Below are 14838 nucleotides of genomic sequence, written 5' to 3'. Positions count from 1 at the left end.
CCCTAGACTTGAATAGGGAACACTTAAGAACAGAGACCACGTTCACCCGCGGTGGGGACGGCGTAGCCGAGGGGACCCCGCCGGTTGAACACTTGGATAAACTCTCAGCCCCTCAGGCGGTTGGCGGCTGGTTCGGGGCGGCTGACCCGGTGGCCGCGATCCTGGCCAATCCCTACCGGCTGCTGGAGCTTCCGGGGGCTGGGTTCGAGATCATAGCCCCCTCGGCGGGCCTCCCGGTCGGCACCCGGGGCCGTATCCTGGGGCTCAGGACAGACCTCGAGGACCTCTGGGCGGACGTGCTCCTGTTTCCTCCTGCTGCGCCCCCGGCCCCGCCTGGCTGCCTCCCCCTGGTCTCCCGCCGGTCTACCCGTGACGCCTTCGTGGTGCCCTTCCTGCTCCAGATCACCCGGCCCGTGAGGCTGTCTTCGTGACTCCGCGCCGCTGTGCTTGTCCACGTAGTCCACGGCCCGTAGCCCGGCACGGCCCCCGGCCCCCTAGGCCGAGGGGGCCAAGGCCGGGGCCGCGAAGCGGCGGCGGTGGGCCCACGGGGGCAAGCGTCCTGGGTACCAATCCTTCCTTATCTCTGCTACAAGGTGGGCTATATGACAGAAAATTCTATACATTATGCGAAGTACGATCCGGGGCTGAATCCGCACGAGACCCCGGAAAATGAGCTACGACAGCCACATCCTGTCGGGCGCCTTCCTGGGCAATTTGACCACCCAGCCGGCATTGCATGCAGCAGCGCGCCTGACTGACCAGCAGACAATCAAAAACTCAGGATCGGAGCCGTCTGTTCGTAGACATCGGTGATTTTGTGGCCGTCCCAGGTGTAAAAAAGATGTGGCCCCTGGGTTGGCAGTGAGACGGCGGTTGGCCGGAATGCGGCGATGCAATCGCCGCCGGGATGGCGCACGCTGTGATACACAATGCCCCAGGCATCCCGATCGACGGAAAGCAGCCAGCGTGCAAAGGCTTGTGCCGGCACATCCGTATCGGGCTGATGCAGATCGGCATATCGCGGTGCCCGCACGTCGTACATCGCCTTCGAGACCTTGCCGATAAACACCCGCCGGTGGAACGCTTGCGGCGCCAGGCCGGCTATCCGTGCCTCGCGCTCCGTGTGATAGACGGTTTCCCGGATCGCCGTTTCCAATGTCCGCGCCGCGTAATAGACGCCGTAGCTTCCATCGGAGAAACGGGTCGTATAGCCGAGATGGGCAAACGGTGCCATGACGACCGATGCGTTGCTGCCGTGGACCCTATCGCCGCGGCGTACGAGGTCGAGGCCTCCCGCCGCTTGTCGCAAGCGGGGATTGATGCGCCGTTGTGCATGAAATACGGCCCGCTTCTGTCGCTCCGTCAGGTCGGTGCGTTCGAACAGATCAACCGGCGGGTACAGGGTCGGGATGATACGGTATTGTGCCCTCCAGGACAGGCTGCGCCTGGGCGGCAGCGTGGGCTTCAAAGATTGCCCCGCAAGCCATTCACGTACCGGTAGACATCGATGAGATGTTCCATCTTGCCCACCCGCAAGTGCTCCAAGGGCGCCCCCATACCCCATGGCCGTATCCGCCCATCACTGGTCTGATCACTGGTCTGGGCGGGATTGCACAACCACCGCAACATGTTCTCCGGTGAGAAAAGGATGCCGAGGGAATAATAGATGCCGGTGATATACGCCAGCCGATCGAGCTCGTCGTCAGACAATCCGTGGACGGTACGCTCTGCACCTTTGCGCAACTCGTAGAAGCGCGTCTTCCCCGGATTGCCCAGCAGGGCGCGCGCATCGTCTGGCGTAAGGCCCCACTCCTCCGCAATCGTAAAGAAGGCCTTGATCAGCGCCTCGGCTTCCTCTTCGCGCGAAATGTGCTCGTTCTCAAGAATGGCTTCCGGAAAGATATCTTCCCCCGTCTGGCTGGCCGATGGCATGGCTCTTGTCTCCGATAAAGAACTATATTCTTATGATAGTTCGTTACCGAATTAATGCAAGCGTGCCGGCAATGCCCTGAAACTGGGGATTGCCGCGGGTATTCAAGGCGGGGCGTAGGCGTGATAAATGCGGTTTGGGCGTGTTGGATTATCGATGCCATCCAGCGTGAGGATCGCCAGGTCGTCGCACCCTACTTTGCCGAGGATCGAGAGGTCGGTGGTCAGGATGGCCTTCTGAGTGCCGTGATGGACTCACCGCCTGCCAGAAGCCGTTTGACGATCGGTGCACCAGCCGGCCGGTGCCACCGAAAACGATGACACCGCCGATGGATGCGCTGATTCGGGGTCTTGTGGTCAGACCGTCCTGCGTTTGAAGCCTGCCAACCCCAATAGCCCGGAACCCAGCAGCCAGATGGCGGCTGGTACGGGCACGGCGGTCGGCGTATAGGTGTAGTCGATAGTCAATATGGACGGCCCGACGTTGAAGTTGTCTATGTACGGATCACCACCTACGGACGTCCCGTCATCCAGCGTGACCATACGCGGGTAGCCGAAACTGTAGATACCCAGACTCAGTATTGAAACATCGCCGGTACCAATGAAGTTTGTGAAGAGGCTCGCATCCGACAAACGTGTAGTCGCGTCCTCAATCTCCGGTCCGCCGGATGACCCGGATACGTTGATGGTGTCAAACTCATCAAAAATTACGTCACCAACCACGGTCGACGAGAAAAGCAGACCGCCGCCGCCGGGAGTTGCTGCATCGATTGATATCTGCGCGGACAGGTATGTGTACTGAAACTGGGCGCCGGTTTCGGGGTCATCCCAACCGTTGAGACTGAGTGTCAGGTCGTAACTGCTGATATCGAGACCCAATGCAATGCCAGTCAGTGTTCCATTGGCCGGATCAAACTGAGCCAACCCCGTGGCCGGAGTCACGGAATAACCACTGCCTGCAGTCACCGGGATGGTGACGCTGGTAGACATCGTTGCGGCGGTCGCCGCCTGAGACAGGAGTCCCAGTGTCAGCGATGCAGCGAAGGGTAGAAATGCCGTACGGTGAACTTTCTTATTCATTCGTGGTGACCCTCAGGAGTATGTATTTCTATTGCTTGTTGGAAGCTTTAACACGGGTAGCAATTCTCGTACCGCTTCTTGTATTCGTTAGCTATCAGCGCCTTAGGAGGATGGAGAGCTTTTCTTTAAAATTATCTGTAAAGCAATCCGACACATTTGTAAAGAAACCCGATACATTTGTGCCTGAACGTAATTAAGCAATCGAGTCTGGAAGTGCCGTCATGGCGCAGCACGCACAAGCACGCCTGCTCACCGGGTTTTCACTCCTGCACGGACTCCATCACGGCGCTGTAGTTGCCATGACGTGCTGCACCGTTAAGTTTGGCGCGTCGATAGAGTGCGGCCTGGGTGCTGGCGGCATTGCCTGCATCGCCTTTCCAGGCCTGTAAGGCGGGCTGCTGCAATGCGCGGCCATAAGAAAAGCTCAGTTCCCAGGGTTGCGGTGGCAGACAGTTCATGGCATTGAGGTTGGCGGTCGCCTCCTCCGGTGTCAGCCCACCGGACAGAAAATTGATGCTGGGAACGGCCGCCGGTACGGTACGCCGCAACACCCTGACCGTCCGCTCTGCCACCTCCTCCGGGCTGGCCTTCTGGGCGTGCGTTTTACCCGGGATCACCATGTTGGGCTTCAGCAGCATGTGCTCCAGGACCACGTGATGGCGGTGTAGTGCATGAAATACCTCATGCAGCACCGCTGCGGTGACTTCAGCGCACCGGTCGATGCTGTGATCGCCATCGATGAGCACTTCCGGTTCAACGATAGGCACAATGCCCAGTGTCTGACAGACGGCGGCATAACGGGCCAGGACCTCGGCATTGGCCTCGACGGCCAGGCGACTCGGGGTGGTTGCGGAGATGTGGTACACATCGCGCCATTTGGCAAATCGGGCGCCCTGCTTCTTGTAGCCCTCCAGACGCTGTGCCAGACCATCCAGGCCCTCGGTGATTTCATCTCCGGGCGCGTTGGCCAGCGCGAGTTTACCCTTGTCGACCTTGATGCCTGGCACGATGCCTTGTTGCATGGCGAGCGCCGGCAGCGCTGTACCGTCATCCGCTTTTTGCCCGAGGGTTTCTTCAAACAGGATGATGCCACTGATAAATTCACCAAGACCCGGTGTCGCCAATATCATGCTGCGGTAACTGCGGCGATTCTCCTCGGTCGATTCCACCCCGATCGCCTTGAAGCGTTTCGCGATCGTCGGGCTGCTTTCATCGACAGCCAGGATACCTTTACCCTTCTGTACCATCGCCTCGACCGTTGCCTGCAGCTGATCTTGAAGTTTCATAACGAGCGTCCTCTTTGCGGCTTGAATATCAAATCGGATCTCTGGTGGGAACTGTTTTAAAAAACCCGACGGGTGTGACATGCTCAGGGTCGCGGAACCAGGCCATCGACCGACCCGCCCTCGACCTTTTTCACTATAGCCCGTTTATGTCCACGGGCACGCAGGTGTACAGCATGGACTTCAGCCAGGAATTCTCTCTGGACCCGGACGTCACCTACCTGAACCATGCGGCCGTCGCGCCCTGGCCGGTGCGCACGGCGGCGGCCGTCATGGCGTTCGCCGCCGAAAACCGCAGTCGTGGCGCGCAGCACTATCCCGCCTGGATGGAGGTCGAACAGCGTTTGCGGCAACGGCTGCAGGAGCTGATCCACGCCCGCTCGAGCGATGAGATCGCCTTGCTCAAGAGCACCTCCGAGGGTCTCTCGGTCATCGCCCACGGATTGGATTGGCGGTCTGGCGACAACGTGGTCATCCCGGCACAGGAGTTCCCATCCAATCGCATCGTCTGGGAATCACTGGATGGCTACGGTGTCCAGGTCCGGGCGGTCGATCTGTACGCCACGGACGATCCGGAGGCGGCCTTGCTCGCGGCCATCGACGCCCGGACCCGCCTGCTGTCGGTCAGCTGGGTCCAGTACGACACCGGCCTGCGGGTGGATCTGACCCGGCTCGGCCGGGCCTGCGAGGCCGCCGAGGTCCTGTTCTGCATCGACGCCATTCAAGGCCTCGGGGCGTTGCCGCTGGACGTGCGCGCCGCCCGCGCCGACTTCGTGGTCGCCGATGGTCACAAGTGGCTGTTGGGCCCCGAAGGCCTGGCCTTGTTCTACTGCCGGCGCGAGCTGCTGGAGCGGTTACGCCTGCGACAGTTCGGCTGGCATATGGTCGAACACATGGGGGATTTCTCCCGCCAGGACTGGGTGCCGGCAAGCTCGGCACGCCGCTTCGAATGCGGCAGTCCCAACATGCTGGGCATCCACGGTCTGGAGGCCAGTCTGGGCTTGCTGGCGGACGTGGGGGGCGATGCAATAGCTGAGATAATTTTTAGTAATACATCTTATTCGATTGATTATATTAATAATAATAAAAAAGAGTATAACCTGCTGACCCCAGCCGCCGCGGCGGCCCATGCCGGCATCGTCAGTTTCAGGCCCCGCCAGCGGGATGCCGCGGAGATCCACGGGCGGCTGCAGGCGGCCGGCGTGGTGTGCTCTCTGCGCTCGGGCGCCCTGCGCTTCTCACCTCATTTCCACACCCCACGCGCGCATCTGGACCGGGCGCTGGCACTGCTCTGAACCACACCCTGGCCGCCGGCCTGCTCAGCACCACCACTTGTGCCCTGCTAAAAACTATAGGCACACTCACAGACGTGGGTCGCAACTCCCTTACGGTCGGTGGCAGGTTCAACGCTCGTAACGACCTCGTCAGTGTAGGAGGTTCGCTATGCTGCCCGTCGCTGTCGAATTCGCACTGCTGCTCGGATGCGTCTGGGGACTCGCCGCCTGGCGTGTGCCCGGGTGGGTCTGGCTGACGGCGGGCGCGCTCTACCTGCTGAGCTGGGGCCTGTGGCGTGATGGCAATGCCGTGCTGCTCACCTTCGCGTGGGTCGCCTTCCTGCCCGTGGCCTGTCTGCTCGGCATCCCCCCCTTGCGACGGCGCTTCATCAGCGGACATCTGCGGTCCTGGTTCGCGCGCGTCAGCCCCGAGATGTCGATCACCGAGCGGCAGGCGCTGGAGGCCGGCACGGTCTGGTGGGACGGGGATCTCTTCAGCGGCGCCCCGGACTGGCAGCGTCTGCTCGGGTTTCCCGCCCCGGTTCGCAACGCGCAGGAGCAGGCGTTCATCGACGGTCCGGTCGATGCACTCTGCCGCATGCTGGATGACTGGCAGATCACCCATGAACTGCACGACCTGCCACCGCCGGTGTGGCAGTTCATCAAGGACAACGGTTTCTTCGGCATGATCATCCCACGCCGCTACGGCGGCCTGGAGTTCAGTGCGCTGGCGCATTCCGATGTGGTGATGAAGATCGCCAGCCGCAGCATTACTGCGGCCGTCACCGTGATGGTGCCCAACTCGCTGGGACCGGCCAAGCTCCTGCTCCACTACGGCACCGACGCGCAGAAGGAACATTATCTGCCACGCCTGGCGCGCGGCCAGGAGGTGCCCTGCTTTGCGCTGACCGGGCCCGAGGCCGGCTCGGATGCCGGCGCGATGCCGGATACGGGCAGTGTCTGCCGCGGTGAGTTTCAGGGGCGTCCGGATGTGCTGGGCATTCGTCTCGATTGGGACAAGCGCTATATCACCCTGGGACCGGTGGCGACGGTGCTGGGCCTCGCCTTCAAGCTCTACGATCCCGATCATCTGCTGGGGGAACGCGAGGAACTCGGCATCACGCTGGCACTGATCCCCACCGACACGCCGGGTATTCGCATCGGGCGTCGGCATTTCCCGCTGAACGCGGCGTTCCAGAACGGTCCCACGCAGGGGCACAATGTATTCATCCCGCTGAATTGGATCATCGGGGGGCCGGAACGCATCGGCCAGGGCTGGATCATGCTGATGGAGTGTCTGGCCGATGGCCGCTCGATCTCCCTGCCGGCGTTGAGCACGGGCGCCGGCAAACTCGCCAGCCGGGCGACCGGCGCCTACGCCGCGGTGCGCAAGCAGTTCAAGCTGCCGATCGGCCGCTTCGAGGGCGTGCGCGAGCCGCTGGCGCGGATCGCCGGCAACACCTATCTGATGGATGCCGCGCGGGAACTGACCTGTACGGCCGTGGATCTCGGCGAACGCCCGTCGGTCGCCTCCGCCATCGTCAAGTATCATCTCACCGAACGCATGCGCAGCCTCATCAACGATGCCATGGACGTGCAGGGCGGCAGTGGGATCTGCCTGGGACCGCGCAATTTCCTCGGCCGGGTCTACCAGGCCCTGCCCATCAGCATCACCGTCGAGGGCGCGAACATCCTCACCCGCAACTTGATTATTTTTGGTCAGGGCGCGCTGCGCTGTCATCCCTATGTACTGCAGGAGATCCAGGCCGCCGCGGATGCCGATCCCGTCCGCGGCGTGCGCAATTTCGACCGCGCCCTGTTCGGCCATGCACGGCTGCTGCTCAGCAATGCCAGTCGCACCCTCTGGCATGGCCTGACCGGCGCGCGCCTGGTCCGGGCGCCTGATAAAAACCATGCAACGAAATGGTATCGTGAGTTCGGCCGTATGAGCACGGTGTTCGCCCTGTTCGCCGATGTGTCCATGTTGCTACTGGGCGGCGATCTGAAGCGCCGGGAGCGCCTCTCCGCGCGGCTGGGGGATGGGCTGAGTTTTCTCTATCTGGGCTCGGCCGCACTGAAACGATTTCATGACCAGGGCGCGCCGGCGGGTGATCATGCCTTGCTGGACTGGAGTTGCCAGACCTGCCTGTTCGACATGCAGCAGAGCCTGCTCGCGTTGCTGGAGAACTTTCCGTCGCGGGCCGTCGCCCATCTCCTGCGGCTCTGGGCCTTTCCATTCGGCCGGCCCTATCAGCGCCCGAGCGACCGGCTCACGGACGCCGTCGCGGCCTCGATTCTGCAACCCGGCGAGGTCCGCGAGCGTCTGACGCGTGGCCTGTTCGTGCCGACGGATCCACTCGATCCTCTGATCCGCCTGGAGGATGCGCTGGTGCAGACCCTGGCGGCCGAGCCCATACTCGTGCGCATCCGCGCTGCCATGCGCGCGGGGCGGCTGCCCCCCGGAGATCCCGAAGCGAGTGTCGATGCCGCGGTGCAGGCCGGCCTCGTCAACGCCGACGAGGCCACGATCGTGCAAGCGGCCATCGCGGTGCGCCGCCAGGTCATCGCAGTCGATGATTTTCCGCCGGAATACCTCAGCCCGGAGATGTCACCATGGAACAGCGACCCGCAGGATACGGCTTCGGCCGCCCGGTCTATGTAGTCGATGGCGCACGCACGCCCTGTCTCAAGGCGCGTGGTGTGCCGGGGCCGTTCAGCGCGGCCGAACTGGCCACCCAGGCCGCCCGCAGCCTGCTGCTCCGGCAGCCGTTTGCGCCGACCGCCTTCGATGAAGTGATCGCGGGCTGTGTCATGCCGGGCCCGGACGAGGCCAACATCACCCGCGTCGTGGCGCTGCGTCTTGGCTGCGGCGAACGCGTCCCTGCCTTCACGGTGCAGCGCAATTGCGCCTCGGGCATGCAGGCCCTCGACAGCGCGGCGCGCAATATCGGCAGTGGCCGCGCCGAGCTGGTGCTCGCCGGTGGCATCGAGGCCATGAGCCATGCACCGGTACTGCTCGGCAACGCCATGGTGGCCTGGCTCGCCGGCTGGTCCCGCGCCAAGGGCATGGCCGCCCGCGCCAAGGCACTCGCGCGACTGCGCCCGGCGTACTTCACGCCCGTCATCGGGCTGCTCCGTGGGCTGACGGATCCCGTGGTCGGTCTCTCCATGGGCCAGACGGCCGAGATCCTCGCCCACCGCTTCGACATCGGCCGCGAACAGATGGACGCATACGCCCTGGCCAGCCATCAGCGGTTGGCGGCCGCCCAGGACCAGGGTCATCTCGACGAGATCGAAGTCATCTACGCCCGGGACGGTACCTGCTACGGTGCCGATGACGGGCTGCGCCGCGAGACGGACATGGCCGCGCTCGGAAGGCTCAAGCCGGTGTTCGACCGGCCGTTCGGCAAGGTCACGGCCGGCAACAGTGCGCAGGTGACCGACGGTGCGGCCTGGCTCATCCTCGCGTCCGAGGAGGCGGTTCAACGCCATGGATTGCCGGTGCTGGCGCGCTTGGTCGACAGCGAATGGGCGGGGCTCGATCCGGCCCAGATGGGGTTGGGCCCGGTGCATGCGATGGCGCCCCTGCTCATGCGGCATGGGTATGACAGCGGCGACATCGACTACTGGGAGATCAACGAGGCCTTTGCGGCCCAGGTGCTGGCCTGCCTGGCGGCGTGGAACGATGCCGCGTATTGCCGCGAGCAGTTCGCCCGTGAGGCACCCTTCGCGCCCATCGATCGGGCCCGGCTGAATATCGATGGCGGGGGTATGAGCCTCGGCCATCCGGTCGGCGCCAGCGGCGCGCGCATCACCTTGCATCTCATCCATGTCCTGCGCCGGCATAACGCGCGGCGGGGCATCGCCAGCCTGTGCATCGGCGGTGGACAGGGCGGCGCCCTCCTGGTGGAAAACGTCGGGGGTGGGGTATGAACGATCCTCACACTCCAACGCACTGGCAGCTCGACACCGATGCCGACGGACTGGCCTGGCTGACGCTCGACCGACAGGATGCCAGCACCAACGTGCTGACCGAGGAGGTGCTCGATCAGCTCGTTGCGCTTCTCGAACAGCTCGAGCACAGCCCACCGCGCGGACTGGTAATCCGTTCCGGCAAGACCAACGGCTTCATCGCCGGGGCGGATGTGCATGCCTTCACGTCGCTGGAATCCCGGGAGCAGGCCCTGGCACTGATTCAGCGGGGGCAGGGCATCTTCGACCGTCTCGACGCCCTGCCCTTCCCCACCCTCGCGCTGATCCACGGTTTCTGTCTCGGCGGCGGACTGGAACTGGCGCTGGCCTGCCGCTACCGCATCGCCCGCGAGGACGATGGCACGCGACTGGGGCTGCCCGAGGTGCGCCTCGGTATCCATCCGGGATTTGGCGGCAGCCTGCGCGCGGTGCGCCTGCTGGGCGGCCTGAAGGCCCTGGACCTGATGCTGAGCGGCCGCAGCGTCTCGGCGCGGCAGGCGCGGCGTCTGGGGCTGGTCGACTACGCCGTGCCGGAGCGGCACCTGCAGACCGCCGCACGGCAGACCTTGCTCGATCTGCCGGCCCCGCACCGCCCGGCACGACTGGATCGCCTGTCCAACCATGCCTGGGCCCGGCCGCTGCTCGCGTCCATGCTGCAACGCCGGGTCGCACAGCGTGCGCGCCGCGATCACTATCCGGCGCCGTATGCACTGATCGATGTATGGCACCGGCATGCGGACGATCCACGCGGCATGCTCGATGCCGAAGCGGCGTCGGTGGCGGATCTCATCATCGGGCCGACTGCCCAGAATCTCGTCCGGGTATTTTCCCTGCAGGAGCGCCTCAAGGCGCTGGCACGCGCGACCGACAGCGGCATCCGGCATGTGCATGTGATCGGTGCCGGCGTCATGGGGGGCGACATCGCCGCCTGGTGTGCGTTGTCCGGCCTCACAGTGTCGCTGCAGGATCAGACACCGGAGCGCATTGCCCCGGCGATGGGGCGGGCAGCGCAGCTCTATGCGCGCAAATTCAAGGATCCGCGACGCATTACCGCGGCCTGGGACCGATTGATCCCCGACCATCGCGGGCGCTGCGTGGCGCGCGCCGATCTGGTCATCGAGGCCGTCTTCGAAGACATCGAGGTCAAACAGACGCTCTACCGCGACCTCGAGCCGCGGCTGCGGGCCGATGCCCTGCTGGCGAGCAATACGTCGAGTATCCCGCTCGAGGAACTCGCCCCGGCATTGGAACGCCCGGAACGCCTGGTCGGCCTGCACTTCTTCAACCCGGTGGCCAAGATGCAACTGGTCGAGATCGTCCGTGGCAACAACAGCTCGGAACAGGCCGTGCAGCAGGCCATGGCCTTCACGCGTGCCATCGACCGGCTGCCCTTGCCGGTGACCAGCACACCGGGGTTTCTGGTCAACCGCGTGCTCATGCCCTATCTGCTGGAGGCCGTGCTGCTCGAGACCGAGGGTGTACCGGCCACGCTCATCGACCGGGCGGCGGTGGAATTCGGCATGCCTATGGGACCGATCGAACTGGCCGACACCGTCGGCCTGGATGTCTGTCTGCACGTGGCGCGGATCCTGTCCGCGGATGGGCCTGTCGAGTTGCCCGAACGCCTGGAGGAACTGGTCACGGAGGGGCGTCTCGGCCGCAAGAGCGGGATCGGCTTTTATCCCTGGCGCAAGGGCAAACCCGTCAAGCCCCGCCCTGACGCCGACTATCGTACACCGCCCGACCTGACGGACCGGATGGTGCTGCGTCTGCTGAACGAGGCGCAGGCCTGTCTGCGTGAAGCTGTGGTCGCGGATGCGGACCTGCTCGATGCCGGCATGATCTTCGGGACCGGTTTCGCGCCGTTCCGCGGCGGGCCACTGCACCATGTCCATACGCAAGGCGAGATGACGCTCTACCGGAGACTGCAGGAATTGACCACGCGCTACGGTTCGCGCTTTACTCCGGACCTGGGATGGAACGACAACACGGAATAGCCTATGTCCAATCACTCCGCCGGTCGATCGACCGACATCATTCTCCCCGAGCAGGCGCAGACGCTCGCCGGCCTGTTGCGCGAGCGGGTGCGGCGCAGCCCCGATGCGGTGGCCTACCGCCAGTTCAATCCACAGACACAGCAGTGGGAGGATATGCGCTGGGGTGAACTGGGGCAGATGGTGGCGCGTTGGCAGGCGGCCTTGGTGCGCGAGGGCCTGGAGCGCGGCGACCGCGTGGCGGTCATGCTGCGCAACTGCCGCGAGTGGGTCATGTTCGATCAGGCGGCAGCAGGTATGGGCCTGGTGGTGGTCCCCCTGTACACCGACGATCGACCGGAGAATATCGCCTATATCCTGCAGAATGCCGGCGCGCGGCTGCTGCTCATCGGTGGCAAAGACCATTGGGCACGCATCGCGCAGGTGCGCGATCAGCTCGGTTTTCTGCTGCGTATCGTCAGCGTCACGCCGGTGCCGGATGCGAGCGATCCCCGCCTGCTGTCGCTGGACGCATGGCTGCCCGCCGGTGACTATGCATTGCAGGTGGAGGACGGCGGGGGGGATGCCCTGGCCACGATCGTCTACACATCCGGGACCACGGGGCGCCCGAAGGGCGTCATGCTCAGTCACCGCAACATCCTCTGGAATGCCTACGCGGCACAACTCAAGATCAGTGTGTATCCGGATGATCTGTTTCTGTCGTTTCTGCCGCTGTCGCATACCTTCGAGCGGACCGTGGGCTATTACGTGCCCATGATGTGCGGCGCAACCATCGCCTACAACCGTTCCATACCGGAACTCGCCACGGACCTCCTCACCATTCGACCGACCATCCTGGTGTCCGTACCGCGCATCTTCGAGCGCATCTACAACAAGATCCAGGCCGGCCTGACGAAGAAAACGCCACTGGCACGCCGCTTGTTCACCACCGCTGCCGATATCGGTTGGCAGCGCTTCGAGTGCCAGCAGGGTCGTGCCGCGCGCAGTGCTGGCCTGCTGCTGTGGCCTCTGCTGAACAAGCTGGTGGCTGCGAAGGTCATGGCCAGGCTCGGCGGCCGGTTGCGGTTTGCGGTCTGCGGCGGCGCACCGCTGCCTCCCGCCATCGCCCGTCTGTTCATCGGCCTGGGCCTGCCGCTGGTGCAAGGCTATGGACTGACGGAGACCAGCCCGGTGCTCGCCGCCAACAGCATCGAGGACAATCAGCCGTTCAGCGTGGGGACGCCGCTGGCCGACGTGGAGGTGCGCATCGGTGCGGAGGATGAACTCCTGGTCCGCAGTCCGGGCGTCATGGTGGGCTACTGGGATGATGCCGGGGCGACCGCGGCGATGATCGATGCCGAGGGTTGGTTGCACACTGGCGACCAGGTACGCATCGATGACCAGCGGCATGTCTTCATCACCGGCCGGCTCAAGGAGATCCTGGTGCTGGCCAACGGCGAGAAGGTCCCGCCCGCCGACATGGAAATGGCCATTCTGATGGACCCCTGGTTCGAGCAGGTCATGGTGATCGGCGACAACCGACCGTTTCTCAGTGCGCTGATCGTGTTCAATGCGGAACGCTGGCCGCTGGAGGCCGCGCGCCTGGGGCTCGACCCGGAGGCAGAAGACGCCCTCAACGACGAGCGCGTCTGCGCCGCGGTGCTGCGCCGTGTGGCCGAGTGCATCCGCGAATTTCCCGGCTACGCGCAGATCCGCCGGGTGGCCTGTTACCGCGAACCGTGGAGCGTAGACGCCGACTTGATGACCCCGACTTTGAAACTGCGCCGTGCGCGGGTGCTCGAGCACTGCCGCGACGACATCGAGCGGCTGTACGCCGGCCATTGAGCGATGACGACGGCCTCGAGGGATGATCGCCAGCCCACCATCCGGCTCGTCGCGCGGCCGGCGGACACCAATGCCGGCGGCGATATCTTCGGCGGCTGGATCATGTCCCAGGTGGACATCGCCGGCAGCATCGCGGCCTATCGGCGCGCCCAGGGCCGGGTCGTCACCGTCGCGGTCGATTCGCTGCAGTTCCATCAGCCGGTGCTGGTGGGCGACCTCATCAGTTGCTACGCTGAGGTGATCCGGGTGGGACGTACCTCCATCACCGTGCAGGTGGAGGTCTTCGCCGAACGTGACTGGGACGGGATTCAGCACCTGAAGGTCACGGAGGCACGCGTCACCTACGTCGCCATCGATGAGGCACGCCGGCCGCGGCCGGTACCGCCGCTATGAGATAAAGGTACCGTGAGTCTGTGTTGCAGAATCACGCCCAGCAGTTGCCTCTCAAGCACACAAACAACGCTGTGTACTCCCTGATCGAGGCAAACATCCTATCCTGGAACTGCAGATAGTGGGGCAATCCGCTGCCTAGCGCGCAGGCAAGCGAGTCGTGCTCCGCAAGGAGGAGGGGTGGCCGAACAACCGGAAGTAATTCTCGGTGGTCGTCCGGGCCAATTCCTCGAACGGTTCCTTGCACAGCTCGGCCATGAATTCGGCCACATAGCGGACGTAGGCCGGTTGGTTGGGACGGCCGCGCTTGGGTACCGGGGCCAGGTAGGGGGAATCGGTCTCCACCAGCAGGCGGTCGGCGGGCACCTTTTGCGCGACCGCACGCAGGGCGTCGGCGTTACGGAAGGTGACGATGCCGGAAAAGGAGATATAAAAACCGAGATCCAGGGCCGCCCGGGCGGTGTCCCAATCCTCGGTGAAGCAGTGCATCACCCCACCGACGTCGGCTGCACCCTCCTCCCGCAGGATGCTCAGCGTATCGGCACGCGCGTCGCGGGTATGCACGATGAGGGGTTTACCGACTTGGTGTGCCACCTGGACATGGGTGCGGAACTCGGCCTGCTGGTGCTGTTTGTGCTCGGCCCCGTAGTAGTAATCGAGCCCGGTCTCGCCGAGTGCCACCACCTGCGGATCGGAGGCCAGCACGGCCAGTGTCTCGGGATCGGTGGCCTGCCCGTCCCCGCCGGTCGGATGCACGCCCACCGAGACGGCGACTTCAGGGAAAGGGTCCACCAGCGCGCGCATGGCCGGATAGGCGTCAAGGTTTATCGCGACGCAGAGAAAATGCTCGACACCGACGGCATGCGCCTCACGCAGGGCGCCGGCCAGTCCGTCCGGGGTCTGGCTGAAGTCCAGGCGGTCGAGATGACAATGGGAGTCGACGAGCATCGGTATCGCAGCAGTGGTATGCAGGGCCGCCAGCTTACGGAACCCGGAACGGCCTGCCAACCATCTCCGGATGAATCATCCTGAAAAACTCATCTCAGCCACGGAAGTACACGGACGGAATCTTATTGGCCACGGAAATGCTTA

The 14838-nt window shown here is 64.2% G+C and carries 11 protein-coding genes and 1 pseudogene; 7 read left to right on the top strand and 5 right to left on the bottom strand.

What is annotated here, in order from left to right; all coding sequences use genetic code 11:
- The coding region (locus tag K8I04_06375) for a hypothetical protein (GenBank protein ID MBZ0071335.1) at positions 1–431 on the top strand (431 nt) is incomplete at its 5' end.
- Positions 432–769: 338 nt separating this feature from the next.
- Here the strand turns inward: K8I04_06375 and K8I04_06370 are convergent.
- The 4 genes and pseudogenes from K8I04_06370 to K8I04_06355 form a co-directional block, all read right to left on the bottom strand.
- A complete protein-coding gene (locus K8I04_06370) occupies positions 770–1564 on the bottom strand; it encodes an RES family NAD+ phosphorylase (GenBank protein MBZ0071334.1) in 795 nt (264 codons plus the stop codon).
- A complete protein-coding gene (locus K8I04_06365; protein ID MBZ0071333.1) occupies positions 1465–1932 on the bottom strand; it encodes a hypothetical protein in 468 nt (155 codons plus the stop codon). The genes K8I04_06370 and K8I04_06365 overlap by 100 nt, the downstream gene beginning before the upstream one ends.
- A 354-nt stretch (positions 1933–2286) precedes the next feature.
- A pseudogene (locus tag K8I04_06360) lies at positions 2287–2376 on the bottom strand (VPLPA-CTERM sorting domain-containing protein).
- Positions 2377–3269: 893 nt separating this feature from the next.
- Positions 3270–4295 (bottom strand): fructose-bisphosphate aldolase class I, encoded by a 1026-nt coding sequence (locus tag K8I04_06355; GenBank protein ID MBZ0071332.1) that lies wholly within the window; start codon positions 4293–4295, stop codon positions 3270–3272.
- A gap of 146 nt (positions 4296–4441) precedes the next feature.
- Between K8I04_06355 and K8I04_06350 the strand changes: the two genes are divergently transcribed.
- The 6 genes from K8I04_06350 to K8I04_06325 all read left to right on the top strand — a co-directional run bounded on the left by K8I04_06350 (position 4442) and on the right by K8I04_06325 (position 13749).
- Entirely contained in the window at positions 4442–5587 is a 1146-nt protein-coding gene (locus tag K8I04_06350; protein MBZ0071331.1) for an aminotransferase class V-fold PLP-dependent enzyme, read from the top strand.
- A 148-nt stretch (positions 5588–5735) separates the two neighbouring features.
- Positions 5736–8228, top strand: coding sequence for an acyl-CoA dehydrogenase (locus K8I04_06345; GenBank protein MBZ0071330.1), 2493 nt, complete (start codon positions 5736–5738; stop codon positions 8226–8228).
- On the top strand, positions 8180–9499 hold the full coding sequence (locus K8I04_06340) for an acetyl-CoA C-acetyltransferase (protein MBZ0071329.1): 1320 nt from the start codon (positions 8180–8182) through the stop codon (positions 9497–9499). The genes K8I04_06345 and K8I04_06340 overlap by 49 nt, the downstream gene beginning before the upstream one ends.
- Complete coding sequence (locus K8I04_06335; protein MBZ0071328.1) at positions 9496–11535, top strand: enoyl-CoA hydratase/isomerase family protein; 2040 nt, start codon at positions 9496–9498, stop codon at positions 11533–11535. The genes K8I04_06340 and K8I04_06335 overlap by 4 nt, the downstream gene beginning before the upstream one ends.
- Positions 11536–11538: 3 nt before the next feature.
- The gene (locus K8I04_06330) at positions 11539–13356 is read left to right on the top strand and encodes an AMP-binding protein (GenBank protein MBZ0071327.1); all 1818 of its coding nucleotides are present in this window, start codon (positions 11539–11541) and stop codon (positions 13354–13356) included.
- Between the two features lie 3 nt (positions 13357–13359).
- On the top strand, positions 13360–13749 hold the full coding sequence (locus tag K8I04_06325; GenBank protein ID MBZ0071326.1) for an acyl-CoA thioesterase: 390 nt from the start codon (positions 13360–13362) through the stop codon (positions 13747–13749).
- 135 nt (positions 13750–13884) lie between these two features.
- On the opposite strand, the gene K8I04_06320 is transcribed toward K8I04_06325, so the two are convergent.
- Complete coding sequence (locus K8I04_06320; protein ID MBZ0071325.1) at positions 13885–14694, bottom strand: YchF/TatD family DNA exonuclease; 810 nt, start codon at positions 14692–14694, stop codon at positions 13885–13887.
- Positions 14695–14838 lie beyond the last annotated feature (144 nt).

The sequence above is a fragment of the Gammaproteobacteria bacterium genome (assembly GCA_019911805.1).
Lineage (GTDB): Bacteria > Pseudomonadota > Gammaproteobacteria > Thiohalobacterales > Thiohalobacteraceae > JAHJQQ01.
This window is presented reverse-complemented; position numbering and strand designations above follow the sequence as displayed.

Excerpts from the sequence above, each read along its gene's own strand:
- K8I04_06370 (MBZ0071334.1), bottom strand. The coding sequence starts at position 1,564 with ATGGGGTATGGGGGCGCCCTTGGAGCACTTGCGGGTGGGCAAGATGGA.
- K8I04_06365 (MBZ0071333.1), bottom strand. The coding sequence starts at position 1,932 with ATGCCATCGGCCAGCCAGACGGGGGAAGATATCTTTCCGGAAGCCATT.
- K8I04_06355 (MBZ0071332.1), bottom strand. The coding sequence starts at position 4,295 with ATGAAACTTCAAGATCAGCTGCAGGCAACGGTCGAGGCGATGGTACAG.
- K8I04_06350 (MBZ0071331.1), top strand. The coding sequence starts at position 4,442 with ATGTCCACGGGCACGCAGGTGTACAGCATGGACTTCAGCCAGGAATTC.
- K8I04_06345 (MBZ0071330.1), top strand. The coding sequence starts at position 5,736 with ATGCTGCCCGTCGCTGTCGAATTCGCACTGCTGCTCGGATGCGTCTGG.
- K8I04_06340 (MBZ0071329.1), top strand. The coding sequence starts at position 8,180 with ATGGAACAGCGACCCGCAGGATACGGCTTCGGCCGCCCGGTCTATGTA.
- K8I04_06335 (MBZ0071328.1), top strand. The coding sequence starts at position 9,496 with ATGAACGATCCTCACACTCCAACGCACTGGCAGCTCGACACCGATGCC.
- K8I04_06330 (MBZ0071327.1), top strand. The coding sequence starts at position 11,539 with ATGTCCAATCACTCCGCCGGTCGATCGACCGACATCATTCTCCCCGAG.
- K8I04_06325 (MBZ0071326.1), top strand. The coding sequence starts at position 13,360 with ATGACGACGGCCTCGAGGGATGATCGCCAGCCCACCATCCGGCTCGTC.
- K8I04_06320 (MBZ0071325.1), bottom strand. The coding sequence starts at position 14,694 with ATGCTCGTCGACTCCCATTGTCATCTCGACCGCCTGGACTTCAGCCAG.